General features: G+C 71.0%; 24 protein-coding genes and 1 pseudogene. 17 read left to right on the top strand and 8 right to left on the bottom strand.

Features of this window, described 5'->3' with window-relative positions; translation table 11 throughout:
- Positions 1-13: 13 nt before the first annotated feature.
- From AB0G28_RS21790 to AB0G28_RS21800, 3 genes are all read right to left on the bottom strand, one after another.
- Positions 14-937 (bottom strand): NADP-dependent oxidoreductase, encoded by a 924-nt coding sequence (locus tag AB0G28_RS21790; RefSeq protein WP_361091582.1) that lies wholly within the window; start codon positions 935-937, stop codon positions 14-16.
- Between the two features lie 106 nt (positions 938-1,043).
- Complete coding sequence (locus tag AB0G28_RS21795; protein WP_361091585.1) at positions 1,044-1,409, bottom strand: MerR family transcriptional regulator; 366 nt, start codon at positions 1,407-1,409, stop codon at positions 1,044-1,046.
- A gap of 23 nt (positions 1,410-1,432) precedes the next feature.
- Positions 1,433-2,212 (bottom strand): inositol monophosphatase family protein, encoded by a 780-nt coding sequence (locus AB0G28_RS21800; RefSeq protein ID WP_361091588.1) that lies wholly within the window; start codon positions 2,210-2,212, stop codon positions 1,433-1,435.
- A gap of 28 nt (positions 2,213-2,240) precedes the next feature.
- Between AB0G28_RS21800 and AB0G28_RS21805 the strand changes: the two genes are divergently transcribed.
- On the top strand, positions 2,241-3,140 hold the full coding sequence (locus AB0G28_RS21805) for a LysR family transcriptional regulator (protein ID WP_361091590.1): 900 nt from the start codon (positions 2,241-2,243) through the stop codon (positions 3,138-3,140).
- A gap of 71 nt (positions 3,141-3,211) precedes the next feature.
- Here the strand turns inward: AB0G28_RS21805 and AB0G28_RS21810 are convergent.
- Positions 3,212-3,816: pseudogene (locus AB0G28_RS21810) on the bottom strand (NAD(P)H-binding protein).
- Between the two features lie 180 nt (positions 3,817-3,996).
- Here AB0G28_RS21810 and AB0G28_RS21815 point away from each other — a divergent pair.
- Genes AB0G28_RS21815 through hypB form a run of 15 tightly spaced genes read left to right on the top strand, consistent with a single transcriptional unit; the run spans position 3,997 to position 15,268 of the window.
- Positions 3,997-4,617: an SIS domain-containing protein gene (locus AB0G28_RS21815; RefSeq protein WP_361091593.1), complete on the top strand. Its 621-nt coding sequence runs from the start codon at positions 3,997-3,999 to the stop codon at positions 4,615-4,617.
- Positions 4,614-4,862 carry a HypC/HybG/HupF family hydrogenase formation chaperone gene (locus AB0G28_RS21820; RefSeq protein ID WP_361091596.1) on the top strand — a complete coding sequence of 83 codons (249 nt, stop codon included), beginning with the start codon at positions 4,614-4,616 and terminating at the stop codon, positions 4,860-4,862. The genes AB0G28_RS21815 and AB0G28_RS21820 overlap by 4 nt, the downstream gene beginning before the upstream one ends.
- Positions 4,863-4,868: 6 nt before the next feature.
- Positions 4,869-5,564 carry an SIS domain-containing protein gene (locus AB0G28_RS21825; protein WP_361091599.1) on the top strand — a complete coding sequence of 232 codons (696 nt, stop codon included), beginning with the start codon at positions 4,869-4,871 and terminating at the stop codon, positions 5,562-5,564.
- Positions 5,561-6,616, top strand: coding sequence for a hydrogenase expression protein HypE (locus AB0G28_RS21830; protein ID WP_361091602.1), 1,056 nt, complete (start codon positions 5,561-5,563; stop codon positions 6,614-6,616). The genes AB0G28_RS21825 and AB0G28_RS21830 overlap by 4 nt, the downstream gene beginning before the upstream one ends.
- A complete protein-coding gene (locus AB0G28_RS21835) occupies positions 6,613-8,385 on the top strand; it encodes a nickel-dependent hydrogenase large subunit (RefSeq protein WP_361091605.1) in 1,773 nt (590 codons plus the stop codon). Before AB0G28_RS21830 ends, AB0G28_RS21835 begins: the two co-directional genes overlap by 4 nt.
- Positions 8,382-8,894 (top strand): NifU family protein, encoded by a 513-nt coding sequence (locus AB0G28_RS21840; RefSeq protein WP_361091608.1) that lies wholly within the window; start codon positions 8,382-8,384, stop codon positions 8,892-8,894. The genes AB0G28_RS21835 and AB0G28_RS21840 overlap by 4 nt, the downstream gene beginning before the upstream one ends.
- Complete coding sequence (locus AB0G28_RS21845) at positions 8,891-9,496, top strand: DUF5947 family protein (protein WP_361091611.1); 606 nt, start codon at positions 8,891-8,893, stop codon at positions 9,494-9,496. Before AB0G28_RS21840 ends, AB0G28_RS21845 begins: the two co-directional genes overlap by 4 nt.
- Entirely contained in the window at positions 9,489-10,118 is a 630-nt protein-coding gene (locus AB0G28_RS21850; RefSeq protein WP_361091613.1) for a DUF6084 family protein, read from the top strand. The genes AB0G28_RS21845 and AB0G28_RS21850 overlap by 8 nt, the downstream gene beginning before the upstream one ends.
- Positions 10,115-11,251, top strand: a complete 1,137-nt coding sequence (locus AB0G28_RS21855; protein ID WP_361091616.1) for a hypothetical protein — start codon at positions 10,115-10,117, stop codon at positions 11,249-11,251. Before AB0G28_RS21850 ends, AB0G28_RS21855 begins: the two co-directional genes overlap by 4 nt.
- Complete coding sequence (locus AB0G28_RS21860; RefSeq protein ID WP_361091619.1) at positions 11,248-11,754, top strand: hydrogenase maturation protease; 507 nt, start codon at positions 11,248-11,250, stop codon at positions 11,752-11,754. The genes AB0G28_RS21855 and AB0G28_RS21860 overlap by 4 nt, the downstream gene beginning before the upstream one ends.
- Positions 11,755-11,757: 3 nt before the next feature.
- Positions 11,758-12,030, top strand: a complete 273-nt coding sequence (locus AB0G28_RS21865; RefSeq protein ID WP_361091622.1) for a HypC/HybG/HupF family hydrogenase formation chaperone — start codon at positions 11,758-11,760, stop codon at positions 12,028-12,030.
- 11 nt (positions 12,031-12,041) lie between these two features.
- Entirely contained in the window at positions 12,042-13,169 is a 1,128-nt protein-coding gene (gene hypD / locus AB0G28_RS21870) for a hydrogenase formation protein HypD (protein WP_361091625.1), read from the top strand.
- Complete coding sequence (gene hypE / locus AB0G28_RS21875) at positions 13,166-14,245, top strand: hydrogenase expression/formation protein HypE (RefSeq protein WP_361091628.1); 1,080 nt, start codon at positions 13,166-13,168, stop codon at positions 14,243-14,245. Before hypD ends, hypE begins: the two co-directional genes overlap by 4 nt.
- Positions 14,245-14,580: a hydrogenase maturation nickel metallochaperone HypA gene (locus tag AB0G28_RS21880; protein ID WP_361091631.1), complete on the top strand. Its 336-nt coding sequence runs from the start codon at positions 14,245-14,247 to the stop codon at positions 14,578-14,580. Before hypE ends, AB0G28_RS21880 begins: the two co-directional genes overlap by 1 nt.
- Entirely contained in the window at positions 14,573-15,268 is a 696-nt protein-coding gene (gene hypB, locus AB0G28_RS21885) for a hydrogenase nickel incorporation protein HypB (protein ID WP_361091634.1), read from the top strand. Before AB0G28_RS21880 ends, hypB begins: the two co-directional genes overlap by 8 nt.
- Here the strand turns inward: hypB and hypF are convergent.
- Genes hypF through AB0G28_RS21905 form a run of 4 tightly spaced genes read right to left on the bottom strand, consistent with a single transcriptional unit; the run spans position 15,225 to position 19,494 of the window.
- Positions 15,225-17,381 carry a carbamoyltransferase HypF gene (hypF, locus tag AB0G28_RS21890; RefSeq protein ID WP_361091637.1) on the bottom strand — a complete coding sequence of 719 codons (2,157 nt, stop codon included), beginning with the start codon at positions 17,379-17,381 and terminating at the stop codon, positions 15,225-15,227. The two genes, hypB and hypF, sit on opposite strands and share 44 nt — an antisense overlap.
- 12 nt (positions 17,382-17,393) lie before the next feature.
- Positions 17,394-17,996 (bottom strand): DUF5947 family protein, encoded by a 603-nt coding sequence (locus AB0G28_RS21895; RefSeq protein ID WP_361091640.1) that lies wholly within the window; start codon positions 17,994-17,996, stop codon positions 17,394-17,396.
- Complete coding sequence (locus AB0G28_RS21900; protein WP_361091643.1) at positions 17,993-18,472, bottom strand: NifU family protein; 480 nt, start codon at positions 18,470-18,472, stop codon at positions 17,993-17,995. The genes AB0G28_RS21895 and AB0G28_RS21900 overlap by 4 nt, the downstream gene beginning before the upstream one ends.
- A gap of 2 nt (positions 18,473-18,474) precedes the next feature.
- Positions 18,475-19,494, bottom strand: a complete 1,020-nt coding sequence (locus tag AB0G28_RS21905) for a hydrogenase expression protein HypE (RefSeq protein ID WP_361091646.1) — start codon at positions 19,492-19,494, stop codon at positions 18,475-18,477.
- Positions 19,495-19,727: 233 nt separating this feature from the next.
- Between AB0G28_RS21905 and AB0G28_RS21910 the strand changes: the two genes are divergently transcribed.
- A complete protein-coding gene (locus tag AB0G28_RS21910; RefSeq protein WP_361091649.1) occupies positions 19,728-20,234 on the top strand; it encodes a helix-turn-helix transcriptional regulator in 507 nt (168 codons plus the stop codon).
- Positions 20,235-20,379 lie beyond the last annotated feature (145 nt).

The following is a 20,379-nucleotide window of genomic DNA, read 5'->3' on the forward strand; positions in this document are numbered from 1 at the left end:
GGCGGCGGGTCGTTCAAGCCACCTTGATGACGACCTTGCCCGCGGCGTGCCCGTTCTCGACGGCCGCGAGGGCGGCCGGGGCGTCGGACAGCGGGTGGACCGCCGTGATCGCCGGGGCGAGGTCTCCGTCGAGCGCCAGCCGGGCGGCGCGCTCGAGGTTCTCGCGGTCGAGGCGGCGCTCGACGAACCGGCCGCCGATCTCGGCCACGGACTGGTCGCCCACGGCGATGACGCCGCGAGGGTCGCGCGCCAGCGGGGCCACCGTCCGCAGCGAGGGACCGCCGACCAGGTCGACGATCCCGTCGAAGCCGGCCGGGACCAGCTCGCGGGCCGCGGCGACGACGTCCTCGGCGGTGTAGTCGACGAACCGCGCCCCGGCGGCCTCGGCCGGCGCGCGCTTGGCGGCACTGCCGGTACCGACCACGTTCAGCCCGCGGGCCGCGGCCAGCCGGGCGACCGCGAGGCCGACCCCGCCGCCCACCCCGTTGACCAGGATGGTGGCGCCGGCGGGGAGGCCGAGCTGGTCGAGCGCGTCGACCGCGGTCGTCCCGGCCACCGGCAGCGTCGCCGCCGCGGTCGCGGACAGGCCCGCCGGGACGCGCGCGGTGTTCGGCGCGGACAGCACCGTCGTCTCGGCGTAGGTGCCGCCGCCGGTGAGCGCGAAGCCGAAGACCGCGTCCCCCACCTCGAGCCCGTCGACGTCCTCCCCCAGCGCGAGCACGGTTCCCGCGGCCTCCATGCCCAGCACGCGCGGGAACGGACGCCCGCCGTCGAGCCCGGGGACCACGCCCGCGCGCACGAGGTGGTCGAGGGGGTTCACGCCGGCGACATCGACCCGGATCAGCACCTCACCACGCCCGGGGACGGAATCGGGCCGATCGAAGAACTCCTGCACCTCCGGCCCGCCGTGCCTGCCGAAACCCCATGCCTGTCCCATTTTCCGCCGCCTTCCGGATGCTCGGCCCGGTGGTTCCGGGCCCTGCGGCCAGCCTGACCGCTCACACCGGTGTCAGGGGCAACGGGCTGAGGCGCGGGTCACAGCGTCAGGCCAGTTGCTCGCGGTGCCGGCTGTTGGCGGCGAGCACCACGTCGAGCGCGTCCCTGCTCTCGATCAAGCGCGCGATTTCGGCGTCGATCCGGTCGCGCTCGCGCTTCATCGTCGCGAACGCGAACTCGACGACGCCCAGGTCGCCGGGGGTCTCGACGCAGGGCAGCACCGTCGCGATCACGCGGCTCGACAGGCCCGCGCCGAACAGCTGCCGGATCAGCGACACGCGCTGGACCTCGGCGTCGGAATAGTGCCGCTGGCCGGCCTCGGAGCGAACGCTGGTCAACAGGCCCTGTGCCTCGTAGTACCGCAGTGAGCGCGCACTCACGCCGGTGCGCCGGGACAGCTCGCCGATCCTCATGCTTCGAAACTACGCCCGCGCGATCAGCGCGTGAGGATCTCCAGGGCCGCCGCGTGCACCCCGGGCGCGGCGGCGAGGTAGCTCTCGCTCGTGAGGTCCCACGGCCTGCCGTCGAGGTCGGTGACGATCCCGCCCGCCTCCTGGACGAGCAGCACGCCGGCCGCGTGGGAGCGCACGTTGTCGAGCTGCCAGTGCAGGTCCATGCGGCCGGCCGCGACCTGGGCGAGCTGCTCGGTCACCGGCACGGAAACGCGCACCTGCAGGGCGGCCCTCGACATCGCCGTGAACGAACTCCCCGTGCGGGCCACCAGGTCCGCGTCCTGACCGGGCCGCGCCTGCCCGGTTCCGGCCAGCGCGCCGTCCAGCGACGTCTTGGCGGAGACCCGCAGGCGCACGCCGTCGAGGAACGCCCCGCCGCCCTCGATCGCGGTGAACACCTCGCCGAGGACCGGGAAGTGCACGACCGACAGGACCGGGCGCCCGTCCCGGACCAGGCTCACGCCGATGTTCCAGCCGGGCATGCCGTGCACCGCGTTGACGTTCCCGCCGACGGGGTCGACGAGCCACCACTCGCCCGCCGCCAACGGCCCGGTGCCGTGTTCGTCGTCGAGCCAGGCCGCTTCCGGCCGGACCTCCGCCAGCGCCGGACGCAGCACGCCGGCGACGGCCGCGTCGTTGTCGTGCAGGCTCGCCAGCAGTTCGGCGAGCCCGGCCTGGCGGGACTCGGTGGAGTAGCGCTCCAGCATCCGCGCGGCCGCCTTTCCGACGGCGGCGGTGGTGGCGGCGAGCAGTTCGTGGTTCACGGGTTTCTCCTGTGGTTGTCTGACGATCGTGCAACTCGACTTGAACTTGCTGACCGTGTTCGACGCGCTGCTCGAGGAAGGCAGCGTGATGGGCGCGGCCGAGCGGCTGCACCTGTCCTCGCCCGCCGTGAGCCGCACGCTCGGCAGGCTGCGCAAGGTGACCGGCGACGACATCCTGGTGCGCACGGGCCACGCGATGACGCCCACGCCGTACGCGCTGGCCGTGCGGGAAGAGGTGCACCACCTGGTCCGGCAGGCCCACGACGTGCTGTCCCCGGCCCGCGAGCTCGATCTCGGCGAGCTGGACCGCACCTTCACGATCCAATGCCACGACGCCCTCGCCGCGTCGGTGGTCCCGGTGCTGATCGGCCGCCTCCAGGAGCTGGCGCCCCGGGCCCGGCTGCGGGTGCTGGCCGAGAACTCCGCCGACACCGACGACCTGCGGCTCGGCCGGGTCGACCTGGAACTCGGCGGAGGACGGCCGCCGCTGCCGGAGTTCCGGACCGAGACCTTCGGGGAGGATCCGCTGGTCGTGGCGATGCGACCGGACCATCCTTGCGCCCGCCGCCTGGACCTGCGGTCCTACGCCGCGCACCCGCACGTGCTGGTGTCCCGGCGTGGCCGGCTCACCGCGCCGATCGACGAGCTGCTGGCCGCGGAAGGTCTTCACCGCCGGGTGATCGCGGCCGTGGCCACGCTCGCGATGGCGCTGCAGACGGTGGCCCGCGGCGACGCGCTGGTCACCTGCACGGCGCTGCTCAGCCGCCCGCTCGTCGAGGCGTTCGGGCTGGTCACCCGGCCCCTGCCCGCCGCCTCTCCGGCGGCGCCGATCAGCTGCACGTGGCACCAGCGTTACGACTCCGACCCCGCCCACGCCTGGCTCCGTGAGCAGGTGCGTACCTCCCTCGAGGTGGCTACCGCGGATTAACCGAGCGGCACCGCCACCGCACCGGCGAACCGGGGCACCTCGGCCACCGACTCCCGGCTGACCGTCGCGGACTAACCGAGGGGCACCGCGACCGCACCGGCGAACCGGGGCGCCTCGGCTTCGTCCAGCATCGCCGCGGCCACCGTCTCGCGGCTGACCGTCGCGGACAGGTCGAACGGCGGCGCGTCCGCCAGTCCGACGGTGCGCCGGTGTGTGCTTTCCGGCCCGTCGACGAGCCGGCCGGCGTGGAACACCGTGCCGCCCGCCGCGAGGACGGTGGTGTCGGCCGCGACCTTGTCGCCGAGCCGGTCGCCCAGCGCCGCCGCGAGGACACCGGCACCTTCCCCGGCGACGCCGGCTGACGGGCCGGTCCCGTAGGCACCGAGCCAGATGATCCGCCGCGGGCCGGCGGCGACGACGGCCTTCGCCCCGGCGAGCAGCACGCCCGCCCGGTCGGTGCCCAGCCCGGAAAGCACCACGGAGCCGGCCCCGGCAGCGGCGGCGACGCTCGCCGGATCGTCGACGTCGGCCGGACCAGGCGCAGCCCGGCGGCGTCGGGGAGGTCGATGCGCCCGGGGTCGCGGGCGAGCGCCGTGACGGTGTGACCGCGCCGGAGTGCTTGCCGCACAAGGGCAATTCCGGTGCGGCCGGACGCGGCGAGGATGGTGAGGTTCATGCCGACGACGCTAGGGCCGTGGCGGATTGACAACAAGTGCAAGTATCGCAAGTGAAGGATTACCGGGACGCAATCGACCAACCGTCGCTTCCGACCCCGTTCGCTCTATTGTGTGATCCAATTCACAACTCTAGCCTGAGACCGGCTCCCACCGCCGAACAGCCGGGAGGAAGTACCGCGATGCCGTGGTCACCGAACCACCCGGACTCCGTCGACGCCCTCTTCGAGCGCCGGAAGGCGCCGGTGCTCGCCCTGGCCGACGACGCGCACACGGTCGCCGAAGCGTGCCACGCCATGGCCCGCCGCTTCCAGCGCGGCGGCAAGCTCGTGGTGTTCGGCAACGGCGGGCCCAGCACCGACGCCCAGCACGTGGCGGTGGAGTTCGTCCACCCGGTGATCGTCGGCAAGCGCGCGCTGCCGGCGATTTCGCTGACCGCCGACGTCGCGACCGTCACCGGCGTCGCCACCCGAGCCGGCCTCGACGACGTCTTCGCCCACCAGCTGCGGATCATCGGCGAACCGGCCGACATCGCTTTGGGCATCTCCGCCGACGGCGAGTGCGCCAATGTCCGCCGGGCTCTCGAAACGGCCCGTGACCTGGGAATGCTCACCGTCGCGCTGACCGGTCGTAACGGCGGCGCGATCGCCGCGACTACTGGGCTGAATCACGTCTTCATCGCCCGCTCGGCCGACCCGCGGATCGTCAAGGAGGTGCACGTGACCACCTACCACGTGCTGTGGGAGCTGGTGCACGTCTTCTTCGAACACCCCGGTGCGCTGACCGCGGAGGTGGCGTCGTGAGCGCCAGTGACGCCGACAGAGCGGCCGGCCCCGTCTGTCACGACGGGGTGTGCATCACCTGCTCCGACACCGCGGTCGAAGTGACCGTGGTCGAACTCCTGGACCTCGGGTTCGCCGTCGTGGACACCGGCTCGGGCCGGGAAGAGGTGAGCGTGGCGCTGGTCTCGGCCGGCGTCGGCGACCGGGTCCTGGTGCACGCCGGGGAAGCCATCGCCCGCCTGGAGAACCCCCAGCCGAGGAGTTGACTCGCGATGACACGGGAACAGTCCCCCGTGGGCGCGGACGGTCTCGAAGCGCTGTACCCGTTCCTCTACTCGGGTGAAAGCGACCTCGACGCCGTCCTCGAGCAGGTTCGGCAGTCCACTGTGGACAAGGTCCGCGAGATCGTCGCCCTGCGGGCCGAGGTGCTCGCGGCCGACGGGAAGCGCCTGTTCGCCTGCGCGCAGGACGTCGCGCGCGCGTTCGCCGGCGGCGGCCGGCTGCTCGTGTTCGGCAACGGGGGCAGCTCGACCGACGCACAGGACCTGGCCAGCCTGTTCCTGAGCCCGGCGGCGGTTGATGCCCGGCCGTTGCCCGCGTTCGGCTTGACGAACGACATCGCCGTGGTGACCGCGCTGTCCAACGACATCGGGTTCGACGTCGTGTTCGCCCGGCAGATCGGCGCGTTCGGGCGGGCCGGCGACATCGCGGTGGGCCTGTCCACCAGCGGGAACTCCGCGAACCTGGTGCGCGCCTTCGACGAAGCCGCCCGGCTCGGCATGGTGACCGTCGGCATCGCCGGCTACGACGGCGGGAAGATGGCCGAGCTGGACAGCATCGACCACCTCTTCGTCGTCCCGTCCCCGTCCGTGCACCGCATCCAGGAAGCCCAGACGACCCTTTACCACGCGCTGTGGGAGCTGACCCTCGGCGCACTCGACGACCTCGCCAAGGGTGATCAGCCGTGACGCATGCCCAAGAGACGGAAGAGCAGCCCATCCACATCCTCTGGATCAACGCCGGCCTGTCCTGCGACGGCGACTCCGTCGCGCTGACGGCCGCCACGCAACCGAGCATCGAGGAAATCGTCCTCGGCGCTTTGCCGGGCCTGCCCAAGATCGCGGTCCACTGGCCGCTGATCGACTTCGAGTGCGGCCCCGACAAGGGGGCCGACACGTTCATCGAGTGGTTCCACAAGGCCGACCGCGGCGAGCTGGAACCGTTCGTGCTGGTCGTCGAGGGCTCGATCCCGAACGAGGCGATCAAGGACGAGGGCTACTGGTGCGGGTTCGGCAACAACCCCGAGACCGGCCAGCCGATGACCACCAGCGAGTGGCTGGACCGCCTGGCGCCCAAGGCACTGGCCGTGCTGGCGGTCGGCACGTGCGCCACCTACGGCGGCATCCACGCGATGGAGGGCAACCCGACCGGCGCCATGGGGGTGCCCGACTACCTGGGCTGGGACTGGCGCTCCGGCGCCGGCATCCCGATCGTCTGCGTGCCCGGCTGCCCGACCCACCCGGACAACCTGTCCGAGACCATCACCTACCTGCTCTACCAGGCCGCCGGGCAGGCGCCGATGATCCCGCTCGACGACCACCTGCGGCCGCAGTGGCTCTTCGGCGCGACCGTGCACGAGGGCTGCGACCGCGGCGGCTACTACGAACAGGGCCAGTTCGCCGACGCCTACGACTCCCCCAAGTGCCTGGTCAAGCTGGGCTGCTGGGGCCCCGTCGTCAAGTGCAACGTGCCCAAGCGCGGCTGGATCAACGGCGTCGGCGGCTGCCCGAACGTCGGCGGGATCTGCATCGGCTGCACGATGCCCGGCTTCCCCGACAAGTTCATGCCGTTCATGGACGAGCCGCCCGGCGCGCAGGTGTCGTCGTTCGCCAGCAGCGCGTACGGGTCGGTGATCCGGCGCCTCCGGAAGATCACCGAGCGCAGGGCCGACAAGGAACCGAAGTGGCGGCACAAGGGCACCAAGCTCGACACCGGCTACCAGTCAGGGGTGCGGTCATGACCGAGATGAAAGAGAAGACCGACCTCGTCGAGATGGCGTGGGACCCGATCACCCGGATCGTCGGCAGCCTCGGGATCTACACGAAGATCGACTGGGCGGCCAAGCGGGTCGTCGAGTGCCACAGCACGTCGTCGGTGTTCCGCGGCTACAGCATCTTCATGAAGGGCAAGGACCCGCGCGACGCGCACTTCATCACCAGCCGGATCTGCGGGATCTGCGGCGACAACCACGCGACGTGCTCGGTGTACGCCCAGAACATGGCCTACGGCGTCCGCCCGCCGCACCTCGGCGAGTGGATCCTCAACCTCGGCGAGGCCGCCGAGTACATGTTCGACCACAACATCTTCCAGGAGAACCTGGTCGGGGTCGACTACTGCGAGAAGATGGTCGCCGAGACCAACCCGGGCGTCCTCGAGCTGGCCAACCGCACCGAGGCACCGCACGCGCGTGACCACGGGTACCGGACCATCGGCGACATCATGCGCTCGCTCAACCCCCTGGAAGGCGAGTTCTACCGCGAGGCCCTGCAGGTCAGCCGCAGCACCCGCGAGATGTTCTGCCTCATGGAGGGCAGGCACGTCCATCCGTCCACTTTGTACCCCGGCGGGGTCGGCACGGTCGCCACCGTGCAGCTGTTCACCGACTACCTGACCCGGCTGATGCGCTACGTCGAGTTCATGAAGCGCTGCCTGCCGATGCACGACGACCTGTTCGACTTCTTCTACGAAGCCCTGCCCGGCTACGAAGAGGTCGGCCGGCGGCGGATCCTGCTCGGCTGCTGGGGCAGCCTCAACGACCCCGAGCACTGCGACTTCACCTACGAGAACATGGAGGCCTGGGGCCGCAAGATGTTCGTGACGCCCGGGGTGGTCGTCGACGGCAAGCTCGTCACCACCAGCCTCGTCGACATCAACCTCGGCATCCGGATCCTGCTCGGCAGCTCGTTCTACGAAGACTGGGCCGACCAGCCGATGTTCGTCACCCAGGACCCGCTCGGCAACCCGGTCGACCAGCGCCACCCGTGGAACCAGCACACCATCCCGCGCCCGGCCAAGCGCGACTTCGACGGCAAGTACTCGTGGACGATGTCGCCGCGCTGGTTCGACGGCACCGACCACCTTGCCCTCGACACCGGGGGCGGCCCGCTCGCGCGCCTGTGGGTCACGGCGCTCGCCGGGCTCGTCGACACGCCGTACGTCAAGTCGACCGGGCACAGCGTCACGATCACCCTGCCGCGCACGGCGACCAAGCCCGAGGTCGCCTTCGAGTGGAAGATCCCGCAGTGGAGCAACGCGCTCGAGCGCAACCGCGCCCGGACGTACTTCCAGGCGTACTCGGCCGCGATGGCCCTGCACTTCGGCGAGCAGGCCCTCGGTGAGGTCCGCAAGGGCAACACGAAGACGTGGGAGCCGTTCAAGGTCCCGGAGGAAGGCGTCAGCTGCGGCTTCACCGAAGCCGTCCGGGGGGTGCTGTCGCACCACATGGTCATCAAGGGCGGCAAGATCGCGAACTACCACCCGTACCCGCCGACGCCGTGGAACGGCAGCGTCCGCGACAGCTTCGGCACGCCGGGGCCGTACGAAGACGCCGTGCAGAACACGCCGATCTTCGAGGAGAACACCCAGGAGAACTTCAAGGGCATCGACATCATGCGCGCGGTCCGCAGCTTCGACCCCTGCCTGCCGTGCGGCGTCCACATGTACACCGGCAAGGGCAAGGTGATCGAGCGGCTGCACACCCCGCACGCGTTCGGCGGGGAGCTCGGATGACGGAGGTCGACCGCGTCGGCGAGCGCATCGAGCAGCTGCTGGGCGAGTTCGACGGTGCCGACGCCGAGCTCGCCGAGGACCTCGTCCACACGCTGATCGAGTTCTACGGCGCCGGTCTCGCGCGGATCGTCGAGATCGTCGGCGAGCCCGTGCTGGACCGCCTCGCCGAAGACGAGCTCATCCGCGGCCTGCTGGTGCTGCACGACCTGCACCCCCGGTCGACGCACGAGCGCGTCACCGAGGCGCTCGACAAGATCCGGCCGTACCTGGGTTCGCACGCCGGCGACGTAGAGTTCGTCGGGATCGACGACGGCGTCCTGCGGCTGCGGCTGCAAGGCTCCTGCGACGGCTGCCCGTCCTCGACGGTCACCGCGAAGCACGCGATCGAGCGCGTGGTCCGGGAGGTGGCGCCGGAGATTTCGGACATCGTCGTCGAGGGTGTGGTGGACGCCGGCCCCGGCGGCCGTCCGCTGCTTCCGCTGGTGCCGTGTCCCGTGGAGCTCCCGTGACCGGCGGCCTGCGCAGGTTCCGCACTCCCCCGCCGCGCGCCACCCCCGGCGAGCGGTGCGAGATGTGCGCGGAACCGATCGGCAGCGAGCACGGGCACGTCATCGACCTCGAGTCCCGGACGATCCTGTGCACCTGCCGGGGCTGCTACCTGCTCTTCACCCACCGCGGAGCGGGCGGCAAGCGCCACCGGGCGGTGCCGCAGCGGTTCCGGCACATGCCCCGCTTCGGCCCGGGCCCGGCCTTGTGGGAGTCCGCCGGGATCCCGGTCAAGACGGCGTTCCTGTTCCGGAACTCCGTGCAGGACCGCACGGTCGCGTTCTACCCGAGCCCGGCGGGCGCGACGGAGTCCCTGCTCCCGCTGGGCACGGGCGACGACCTGCTGGCCTCGGCCGGTGTCGCCGACGACGTCGAAGCCCTGCTGCTGAACCGGCTCGACCTGGGTTTCGAGTGCTTCCTGGTGCCGATCGACGTCTGCTACGAGCTGGTCGGGCTCGTCCGGACGACGTGGCGGGGCTTCGACGGCGGCACCGAGGCGCACGAGGCGATCGACGGGTTCTTCGCGCGCCTGAGGGAACGCAGCGAGGTCGTGACGGATGGCTGAGCTGACCTTCGACTGCATCGACGTCCGGCCGCTGAAGTACGCCGCGTCGCCGACGCTGGCGTTCAAGCTGCGGATCTCCGAGCTGACCGGGCAGCCCGTGCACGCGATGGTGCTGCGCGTCCAGATCCGCATCGAGCCGCAGCGCCGCCGGTACGCCGACGACGAGTCGGAGCTGCTCACCCACCTCTTCGGCGACCGGTCCCGGTGGGGCGAGACGCTGAAGCCGTTCCAGTTCACGACGGTCTCGGTGACCGTGCCGGCGTTCACCGGCGCCACCGAGGTGGACGCCGAGGTGCCGTGCACCTACGACCTGGAAGTCGCGGCCGGCAAGTACTTCCACGCGCTGTCCGACGGCGTCGTGCCGATGGTGCTGCTGTTCAGCGGGACGGTGTTCGGCAAGGGCGGACCGGGGTTCTGGGTCGAGCAGGTGCCGTGGCACACGCAGGCCGAGTGCCGGATGCCGGTGGCGGTCTGGGACGAGCTGATGGCCCGGTACTTCCCGAACGCCGGGTGGATCAAGCTGCCGCACGAGACGCTCGACGCGCTGCTCAAGTACAAGGCGGAGCACGCGATCCCGACTTGGGAGGCCGCGATCGAGCAACTACTGGCCGGTGAGTCGTGAACGTCATGGACCAGGCCCGCGCGGTCGGTGACGCCGTGCTCTACGAGGGCTATCTCCTCTACCCGTACCGGGCGTCCGCGCCGAAGAACCGGGTGCGCTGGCAGTGGGGGGTGCTGGTACCGCCGTCGTACGCGTCGGCCGAGATCGGCGAGCACGCTTCGGCGGGAGTCGAGTGTCTCGTCGAACCGGCGGACCGCACGATCCTGCACGTCAAGCTGCGGTTCCTGCAGGCCCGGACGCAGCCCGGCACGACGTGGGACGAAGCCGACGAGCAGGAGATCGACTTCGAGCTGCCGCTTGCGGAACTCCCGGTCGAGAGACCGTTCCAGGTGGGGCACGGACTGTCCGGCGTCCTCACCGCCCGGGTCGACCCGCTCGACGGGCCGTTCGGCGGCGCCCGGCTGCGCGTCGAAGTGCACAACACGACGTCGTGGCACTCCGACGGCATCCGCGAACACGCTCTGCGGCACTCGCTGCTCGCCGCGCACCTGGTACTCAGCGTCGACTCCGGGCACTTCCTGTCGATGCTGGACCCGCCGGAGTGGGCGAAACCGGCCGTCGAAGCCTGCCGGCAGGAACGGCTGTGGCCGGTGCTGATCGGCGACACCTCGCGCAGCACGGTGGTACTCGCGTCGCCGATCATCCTCTACGACGACCCGTCGATCGCGCCGGAAAGCCCGGGTGACCTCTTCGACGGCACCGAGATCGACGAGATCCTGACCCTGCGCACGATGACGCTGACCGACGAGGAGAAGCGCGAGGCCCGGGCCACCGACCCGCGCGCGGCGGCGCTCGTCGACCGCGTCGACTCGATGCCGCCCGAGCTGCTCGAGCGGCTGCACGGCGCGGTCCGGTCCGTCCGGCCGGTCAAGCCTTCGGTGACCGTCGCCGGGGTCCGCGTCGCCGAAGGTTCACGGGTCCGGCTGCGGCCGAACCTGCGCGGGACCGATGCCCAGGACATGTTCCTGGCCGGCAAGACCGCCACCGTGCGGGTCGTGCTGTCCGATGTGGACGGTGTCGCGTACCTCGCGGTGACCCTCGACGACGACCCCGGCGCCGACCTGCAGCACACCCACGGCCGGTACCGCTACTTCTCCCCCGACGAGGTCGAGCCCCTGGAGGTCGCGGAATGAGGCCACGGGTCCTGGTCGCCGGGATCGGCAACATCTTCCTGGGCGATGACGGTTTCGGCGTCGAGGTCATCAAGGAACTGGAAGGCACCGGCCTGCCGCCGTGGGTGCGGATCGCCGACTACGGCATCGCCGGCCTGCACCTCGCCTACGACCTGATGGGCGGCTACGACACGACGATCCTGCTCGACGCGACCCCGCACGGCCGCCCGCCCGGTACGCTCTCGCTCATCGAAGCGGACACCGCCGACACCGAAGCCCTGGCCGCCCCGGCCTCGATCGACGCGCACGGCATGCAGCCGGACGCGGTGTTCCGGCTGCTCCGGCTGCTCGGCGGGGACGCCGGCCGGGTGCTGGTCGTCGGCTGCGAACCGGCCTGCCTCGACGAAGGGATCGGGCTGTCGCCCGAGGTGACCGCGACCGTTCCGGCCGCGGTCCGCGCCGTCACCGAACTCGCCTGGGGCACCTGCCCCCGGCTGCCGGCCCAGGAAAAGACGGAGGTCTGAGCCATGTGCCTCGGCATACCGGGCGAGATCATCGAAATCAGCGAGGAGCGCCCGGACCTCGCGAAGGTCTCGGTCAGCGGGGTCAAGCGGCAGATCAACATCGCGCTGCTCGAAGACGACCCGCCGGTGCCGGGCGACTGGGTCCTCATCCACGTCGGCTTCGCCCTGTCCAAAATAGACGAAGCGGAGGCGGCGGCCGCGCTGGAGTTCCTCGAAAGCATCGGCAAGGCCTACGAGGACGAGATGGCCGCCCTGCTCGAATCCCGGATCGAATAAGAGGAGTCGTCATGCGTTTCGTCGACGAGTTCCGCGACGCCGAGAAGGCGCGGGCGCTGTCCGCGAAGATCGCGTCGCTGTGCGAGCCGGGCCGCCACTACAAGTTCATGGAGGTCTGCGGCGGGCACACGCACACCATCTACAAGCACGGCCTCGAGGACTACCTGCCCGAGAGCATCACGCTGGTGCACGGGCCGGGCTGCCCGGTCTGCGTGATCCCGATGGGCCGCATCGACGACGCCATCCACATCGCCCGGCAGCCCGGGGTGCTCATGACGTCCTTCGGCGACATGATGCGCGTGCCCGGCTCCGGCGGGAACTTCTTCGACTCCAACGCCGAGGGCACCAACATCCGCATGGTGTACTCGCCGCTGGACTCGCTGAAGATCGCGCGGCAGAACCCGGACCTGCGCGTGGTGTTCATGGCCATCGGGTTCGAGACGACCACGCCGTCCACCGCGATGACCCTGCTGCGCGCGGCCGCCGAAGGCATCGAGAACTTCTCGGTGTTCGGCAACCACGTCACGATCATCCCGGCGATCAAGGCCATCCTCGACTCCCCCGACCTGCGGCTCGACGGCTTCATCGGGCCGGGCCACGTCTCCACGGTGATCGGCTGCCGTCCGTACGAGTTCATCGCCCGCGACTACGGCAAGCCCGTCGTCGTCGCCGGGTTCGAGCCCCTGGACATCCTGCAGTCGATCTACATGCTGATGCTGCAACTGTCGACGGGAAGGTCGGAGGTCGAGAACCAGTACTCGCGGGTGGTGCCGTGGAACGGCAACCTCGTCGCGTTGAAGGTGATCAACGAGGTGATGCGGCTGCGGCCGTACTTCGAGTGGCGCGGCCTCGGGTTCATCACGCACTCGGCGATGGCGATCCGCGAGAAGTACGCCGCCTTCGACGCCGAACGGCTCTTCGAGCTCCCCGGCCTGCGCGTCGCCGACCCGAAGGCGTGCCAGTGCGGCGAGGTGCTCAAGGGCGTGCTGAAACCGTGGGAGTGCAAGGTGTTCGGCACCGCGTGCACCCCGGAGACGCCGATCGGGACGTGCATGGTCTCGCCCGAAGGCGCCTGCGCGGCGTACTACAACTTCGGCCGGTTCACCCGGCAGCGCGTCCGGGAGGCGAGCCGCGCATGACCACCACCTCCGAGCGCGAACAGCAGGTCCTCGACCGCATCGAACGAGCCCGGCGCCGGCGTGCGAAGGTGCGCGAAGAGCGCATCACGCTGTCCCACGGCGCCGGCGGCAAGGCCACGCACACGCTCATCGAGGCCGTGTTCCTCGACGCGTTCCGCAACCCGCTGCTGGAACCGCTGGAGGATTCGGCGTCGCTGACCATCGGTGACGCGCGGCTGGCCCTGACGACGGACTCGTACGTCGTCTCGCCGCTGTTCTTCCCCGGCGGGAACATCGGCGACCTGGCGGTCAACGGCACGGTGAACGACCTCGCCGTCTCCGGCGCGCGGCCGCTGTACCTGACCGCCGGGTTCATCCTCGAGGAGGGCTTTCCCGTCGAAGACCTGCTCAAGATCGTCGAATCGATGAAGGACGCCGCTGTCGAGGCGGGCGTGCAGATCGTCACCGGGGACACGAAGGTCGTGCAGCGCGGCAAGGCCGACGGCGTCTACGTCAACACCGCCGGGGTCGGGGTGCTCACCCGCACCGGGCTCGGCGTGGCCACTGTGAAGCCCGGAGACGCCGTCCTCGTCTCCGGGCCGATCGGCGACCACGGCGTCACGATCATGCTGGCCCGCGGCGAGCTGGACATCGACGCCGACCTCGAGTCCGACACCGCGCCGGTGCACGACCTGGTGGCCGGGCTGCTGGCCGCGGTGCCCGGCGTGCGCGCGATGCGCGACGCGACCCGCGGCGGCGTCGCGACGATCCTCAACGAGATCGCGAAGGCCGCGGAGGTCGCCGTGGTCGTCGACGAGAACGCCGTCCCGGTCCGGGAGGAGGTCCGCGGCGCGTCGGAGCTGCTGGGCATCGACCCGCTGTACGTCGCCTGCGAAGGCCGGATCGTGGTCGTCGTCGACGGCTCGCAGGCTTCGGACGCGCTGGCCGCGTTGCGCGCCCACCCGCTCGGCGCGGACGCCGCCGTGATCGGGCGGATCGCGGACGACCCGCCGGGGATCGTGCTGCTGAACACCGCGTTCGGCGGCACCCGGATCGTGGACCTGCTGGTCGGGGATCCGCTGCCGAGGATCTGCTAGTGCACGAAATGGCGGTCACGCAGTCGGTCGTCGACGCGATCGTCTCGCGTTTCGGCGAGGCGATCGTGACGAGCGTGCAGCTGGAGATCGGGCGGCTGTCCGGGGTGGTGCCGGACAGCGTCCGCTTCTGCTTCGACGTGCTGTGCACGGGGACGTCCCTCGAAGGCGCCCGGCTGGACATCGCCGAGCCGGCGGGCCGGGCCCGTTGCCGCGACTGCGGCGAGGAGTTCGCCCTCGACGACTTCATCCTGCTGTGTCCCTGCGGCAGTGCCGACGTGTCGGTGCTCGCGGGGCGGGAATTACGCATCACCTCGGTGGAGGTCGGCCATGTGTGACACCTGCGGCTGCTCGGATTCGGACGTCCGGATCACCGACCACGCCCACACGGTGGTCCTGGAGCAGGACATCCTGGCGAAGAACGACGAACTCGCGTCGCACAACCGCGCGCACCTGCGTGAGGGGGGTGTCTTCGCCGTCAACCTGATGAGTTCGCCCGGCGCCGGCAAGACGACGCTGCTGGAGCGGACCATCCGGGACCTCGGCGCGCCCTGCGCGGTGATCGAGGGCGACCAGGAGACGCTGCTGGACGCCGAGCGGATCAAGGCCACGGGCGCACCGGTCGTGCAGATCAACACCGGCGCGGGCTGTCACCTCGACGCGTCGATGCTGCACCGGGCGCTGCATGCGCTGTCGCCCGCGCCCGGCTCGACGTTGTTCATCGAGAACGTCGGCAACCTGGTCTGCCCGGCGTTGTTCGACCTCGGCGAGGCGGCGCGGGTCGTGGTCCTGTCGGTGACCGAGGGGCCCGGGAAACCGCTGAAGTACCCGCACATGTTCGCCGCCACGGACCTGGTGCTGCTGAACAAGGTCGACCTGCTGCCCTACGTCGACTTCGACGTCGAGGAGTTCGCGCGGGACGTCCGCCGCGTGAACCCGTCGGCCGCGCTGCTCCAGGTCAGCGCGACGCGCGGGGACGGCCTCACCGAGTGGTACGACTGGCTACGGCGACCTGACCGAAGCTGATCCCCCCGTCGTTGGTGGGCACCCTCCGGTGGGTGAGGACGGTGAAACCGGCCTCTTCGAGGACTTCGACGGTCCGGTCGAGCAGCAGGACGTTCTGGAACACCCCGCCCGACAGCGCGACCGTGGTGCTGTGGTCCCGGAAGCGGTCGCAGGTCGCCGCGATCGCGTCGGCGACGCCGTTGTGGAACCGCGCGGCTCTCTTCTCCCTCGGGCCGGCGTCGTCCAGGAGAGCGGCGATGAGGTCCTCGCCGTGGACGACGTCGTCGATGCGGGCCCGGTAGGCGGATCGCTCGGCCGGGTCGGCCAGCTGCTCCAGCTCGATGGCGGCCTGGCCTTCGTAGGTGATGGTGTCCCGGACGCCGAGCAGCGCGGCGGCGGCGTCGAAGAGCCGTCCGGCACTGGACGTCAACGGTGAGTTGAGGCCGCTGCGCTTGAGCTTGACGATGTCTTCGCGCGCCGGCCGCCCGAGTTCGTCCACATAGGACGCCGCCATCCGCCACGGCTGCCGGATGGCCATGACACCTCCGGGCATGGCGACCGGCCGGAGGTGGGTGAGACGTTCATAGCTCGTGAGGTCGGCGAGGAGGAACTCGCCGCCCCAGACGGTGCCGTCGGGGCCGAAGCCGGTGCCGTCGAAGGCGACGCCGAGGACCGGGCCGTCCTCGCCGTTGTCGGCCAGGCACGCGGCGATGTGGGCGTGGTGGTGCTGGACGCCCAGCAGTTCCACTTCCTGATCGAGCGCGTACTTCGTCGACAGGTACTCGGGGTGCAGGTCGTGCGCGATCAGCACGGGGTCGACGGCGAAGAGGTGCTTGAAGTGCTCGATGCCTTCGGTGAAGGCCTTCAGTGTCTCGTAGTTCTCGAGGTCGCCGATGTGGTGCGAGACGAACGCGTGGCGGCCCTTGGCGAGGCAGAAGGTGTTCTTCAGTTCGGCGCCGCAGCCCAGAAGGTGTTTTCGCGCCGGGTGTTTCAGGGTGACGGGCTCGGGCGCGTAGCCCCGCGAACGCCGTTGGAGCTGGGGTTTCTTCCCGACGATGCGCACCACCGAGTCGTCGGTCCGGACGTGGATCGGCCGGTCGTGCACGAGGAAGGCGTCGGCGATGCCGGCGAGGCGGCCGAGGTCTTCGTCGCGGTACACGATGGGCTCATCGGAGATGTTCGCGCTGGTCAACACGATCGGCCCGGTGCGCTCCAGCAGCAGGTGGTGCAGCGGGGTGTAGGGCAGCATGAGCCCGATCCGCCGGTTCCCGGGTGCGACGGCGTCCGCGAGGCCGGCTTTCTTCGGCAGCAGCACGATGGGCCGTCGCCGGCTCGTGAGCGCTTCTTCGGCCGCCGTGTCCACTTCGGCCAGTTCCCGGGCCTGCGCCAGGTCGGCGACCATGACGGCGAACGGCTTGTCCTCGCGGTGCTTGCGCCGCCGGAGCCGTCGCGCGGCTTCCTCGTGCCTCGCCCCGGCGGCGAGGTGGTAGCCACCCAGTCCTTTCACGGCCACGATCGCGCCCTCGCGCAGGGCATCGGCGGCCGCCGGGATCGGCTCCCCGTCACCGGGCTCGAACCGCAGCGTGGGCCCGCAGGCGGGACAGCAGACGGGCTGGGCGTGGAACCGCCGGTCGGCCGGGTCCTCGTACTCCTGCTCGCACTCGGCGCACATCGCGAAGGCGGCCATGGTGGTGAGCGGCCGGTCGTAGGGCACGCCCCGGACGATGGTGAACCGCGGGCCGCAGTTCGTGCAGTTCACGAAGGGGTACCGGAACCGCCGGTCCGCGGGATCGGCGAGTTCGCGGAGGCAGTCGTCACAGGTGGCGGAGTCGGCGGAGATCAACGTGTCGGGACCGCCGCCCTCCGGACTCCCGACGATCCTGAACCCGGCCCCGCCCGCTACGGGAATCTCCCGCACCCGCACGGCATCGACCACGGCCAAGGGCGGCGCTTCGGCCTCGAGCGCGCCGACAAAGCGTTCGATCCCCGATGGCGTCCCTTCGACCTCGGCGAAGACACCGCGCACGTCGTTCCCGACGAACCCGCTGAGCCCGAGCCGCACCGCCAGCTGGTGGACGAAGGGCCGGAACCCCACGCCCTGCACCACCCCGACGACCCGGACCGCCACGCGCACGCGTTCAGTCTGCTACAGCAGGGGCCGGACCCGCTGTTCGATCTCCGCGAACAGCTCGCCGACGCGTTCGTGCATCTCGGGGCCGCCGTCGCAGCCGGTCCAGTACCGGCGGACCACGCCCGCCAGCCGGTAGCACACGTCGATGGGGACGAGGAAGCAGTCCGTGCCGTGCTCACCCCCGCGGAACACGATCGCCTCGACGTCCGGCTCGGCTGTCGCCAGCAGCGGGTGCGCCGCGGCCAGCTCCGCCCAGAGGCCGGGGGGCAGGGGTGTCTCGGCCGCGCCCGCCGGTCCGGGCTGGAACGCGGTGACGCGGGTGCCGCAGTGGACGAAGAACGCGAAGCGGGCCGGGATCCCGAGCCCGCACCAGTCGAGGCAGGCCATCGGGCGCCGCGGGTCCCACAGGTAGCGCTCCGGTACCGCGCGGTACCGCGCGTCTCCGGCCGGGCACCGGGTGAACAGCAGGAAGCACGCGCGGCACGCGCACAGCAGGCCACGGCGGCCGGTGTCGACCACGTGGCAGTGCCGCGCGGCCACCGGTGTCCCGCAGAGCTCGCACCGCTCCTGCCGGGCGGCGCGCCGGTCCCGGGCGAACGCGGGATGAGCCACGCTCACGACGCTCTCCCTTCCGATGCGGCGGGTGGTCCCATGCCGATCTGATACAGCACCGGGGCGGCGACGATCTCGACGCCGGTGAGCTCCGGGGCGGCGTCCCGGACGGCGGCCTCGACCGTCGCGCGCGCCGCGGACGAGCAGCCACGGCTCGCGCCGACGCTCAGCCGGACCACGCCGTCGTCGGTGTCCAGGTACCCGACCGCACCGACCTGCGGGCGGATCCGGTCCAGGGCCAGCTGGACCCGCGCCGGCGCGTCGAGGGGGTGCAGGTCGTGGAGCGCCAGCAGATCCGCGACGACGTCGTCGTCGGCAATCACCCCGACCGACGCCGGGGCGTGCTCGCGCAGCGTGCCGACGATCCGGGTCAGGCCTTCGCCGTACAGGTCCGTCAACTGCCGGACGATCTCTTCGGCGGGTCCCCGGTGGGGACCGGCGAGCAGGACGCCCAGAAGTGTCCCGAGGCGTTCGCCGGGCACGCTCACCGGTCCGCCGCCGTCCGGATCTCCCGCAGGATGCGGATCGCGGACCCGGACACACTGCTCGACGCCGTCGGGCCGCCGGCACCGGCCGGGTCCTCCATGAACGGCATGAACTTGTCCGGGAAGCCCGGCATCGTGCAGCCGATGCAGATGCCCCCGACGTTCGGGCACCCGCCGACGCCGTTGATCCAGCCCCGCTTGGGCACGTTGCACTTGACCACCTGGCCCCAGCACCCCAGCTTGACCAGGCACTTGGGCGTGCCGTGCTGATCGGCGAACTCGTCCTGCTCGTAGTACCCGGCCCGGTCGCACCCTTCGTGGACGGTGTTGGAGAACAGCCACTTCGGGCGCAATGCCTCGTCGACGTCGATCTCCGGTGCCCGCCCGGCCACCTGGAACAGCAGGTGCAGGATGGTCTCCGAGAGGTTGTCCGGCTGGACCGGGCAACCCGGCACGCACACGACGGGCAGCCCGGCCCACGACCGCCAGTCCCGGCCGAGGTACTCGGGCACGCCCATGGCGCCGGTGGGGTTGCCGGCCATGGCGTGCACGCCGCCGTAGCTCGCGCAGGTGCCGACGGCCAGGATCGCCATCGCCTTGGGGGCCAGCCGGTCGAGCCACTCGCTCGCCGTCACGGGCTGACCGGTCGCGGGGTCCGTGCCGAACCCGCACCAGTAGCCCTCGGCCTTGTTCGTCTCGTCGGCGATCGACCCCTCGACGATCAGGATGAACGGCTCGAGTTCGCCCCGGTCCGCGCGGTGCCACCATTCGATGAAGCTGTCGGAACCGCCGTCGGGCCCGCTGTGGAAATCGAGGAACGGCCAGTGCATGGCGATCTCGGGCAGCCCGGGAAGACCGCCGAGAACGATCTCTTCGATACTGGGCTGAGTGGCCGCGGTCAGCGCCACCGATTCGCCGTCACAGCTCAGCCCGCCATTCATCCAGAGAATGTGGACGGTCGGTGGATGATTCCCGGAGTCGTCCGCCGGGCCGTTGCCGGTCTGCGGGGCCCTGACCATCGATGGCACCTTTCCTGCGGCCGCGGGGCCGCGCGAGGTTTCCTGGATGACCGGCCCGGAGGACGCCTACCGTAGACCCGTCCGGCAGCAGCGGCAAGGCTGCCGGACCGGATTCCCGGACACAGCTGCTCCCGGACGCCGGACAATACCGGCCGCCCGCGCTGCCACGTTCGGGGGGAGCCGGAAATCGGGCGGACGACTACACTGAACTCCCGACGGAAGGGGCATTGATCGTGGTGGAATCGGCGGGCCGGTCAGCCGGCAATTCGATCGAGGTCGTCCCGGTCGAAATCGTCACGAAGATCTTTCCCGCCCGCCCGTCCGCCGTTCCGGGAATCCGGGAATTCGTCCAGGGCTGCCTCGCGGGTGCGCCGCTCGCCGAAGCCGAAGAGCGCGAGGTGGGCAACACGATCCTCCGGGCCCTGCTGACCGCGGCCGGGCCATCCGGCGTGCTCGAGGTCTCCTGCCGGAAATACCCGCAGCGCGTCGAGTTCGACGTGCTCCCGTCCCGCGACAAGGAGCCGTCCCCGCCGCCGGCCGAACCGGACGCCTCCGCCGCCAGCTTCGCCGAGTGGCTGGCCGAAGCGCTGCGCAGCCGCGGGATCACGAAGGAGACCGCCGCCGAAGAGCTCGGTGTGTCCCCGAAAACGATGAGCCGCTGGCTCGGCGGGCAGACCGAGCCCCGGCTGCGCGATCTGCGCCGCATCGAAGACCGCTTCGGCGACGTGCGGTTGCACTGACGGACACATGTGTCCCCGCTTGCGAGGGACGACTCCCGCGTTCGAAGGCGGTGGCCCGGCGAGGTCGGGGTTCAGCCGGCCCGCTTCCCGCCGCAGCCACCGCTCGGCCGTCCCGGTCGATCGTCGTGACCGGGACGGCTCGCCC

The organism is Amycolatopsis sp. NPDC021455, assembly GCF_040640995.1.
Taxonomy (GTDB): domain Bacteria; phylum Actinomycetota; class Actinomycetes; order Mycobacteriales; family Pseudonocardiaceae; genus Amycolatopsis.

Bases quoted from the DNA above. Each gene is read 5' to 3' on its own strand.
- hypD (WP_361091625.1), top strand. From the start codon at position 12,042: ATGCGTTTCGTCGACGAGTTCCGCGACGCCGAGAAGGCGCGGGCGCTG.
- AB0G28_RS21840 (WP_361091608.1), top strand. From the start codon at position 8,382: ATGACGGAGGTCGACCGCGTCGGCGAGCGCATCGAGCAGCTGCTGGGC.
- hypB (WP_361091634.1), top strand. From the start codon at position 14,573: ATGTGTGACACCTGCGGCTGCTCGGATTCGGACGTCCGGATCACCGAC.
- AB0G28_RS21825 (WP_361091599.1), top strand. From the start codon at position 4,869: ATGACACGGGAACAGTCCCCCGTGGGCGCGGACGGTCTCGAAGCGCTG.
- AB0G28_RS21835 (WP_361091605.1), top strand. From the start codon at position 6,613: ATGACCGAGATGAAAGAGAAGACCGACCTCGTCGAGATGGCGTGGGAC.
- AB0G28_RS21905 (WP_361091646.1), bottom strand. From the start codon at position 19,494: ATGGTCAGGGCCCCGCAGACCGGCAACGGCCCGGCGGACGACTCCGGG.
- AB0G28_RS21865 (WP_361091622.1), top strand. From the start codon at position 11,758: ATGTGCCTCGGCATACCGGGCGAGATCATCGAAATCAGCGAGGAGCGC.
- AB0G28_RS21860 (WP_361091619.1), top strand. From the start codon at position 11,248: ATGAGGCCACGGGTCCTGGTCGCCGGGATCGGCAACATCTTCCTGGGC.
- hypE (WP_361091628.1), top strand. From the start codon at position 13,166: ATGACCACCACCTCCGAGCGCGAACAGCAGGTCCTCGACCGCATCGAA.
- AB0G28_RS21795 (WP_361091585.1), bottom strand. From the start codon at position 1,409: ATGAGGATCGGCGAGCTGTCCCGGCGCACCGGCGTGAGTGCGCGCTCA.
- AB0G28_RS21815 (WP_361091593.1), top strand. From the start codon at position 3,997: ATGCCGTGGTCACCGAACCACCCGGACTCCGTCGACGCCCTCTTCGAG.
- AB0G28_RS21790 (WP_361091582.1), bottom strand. From the start codon at position 937: ATGGGACAGGCATGGGGTTTCGGCAGGCACGGCGGGCCGGAGGTGCAG.
- AB0G28_RS21850 (WP_361091613.1), top strand. From the start codon at position 9,489: ATGGCTGAGCTGACCTTCGACTGCATCGACGTCCGGCCGCTGAAGTAC.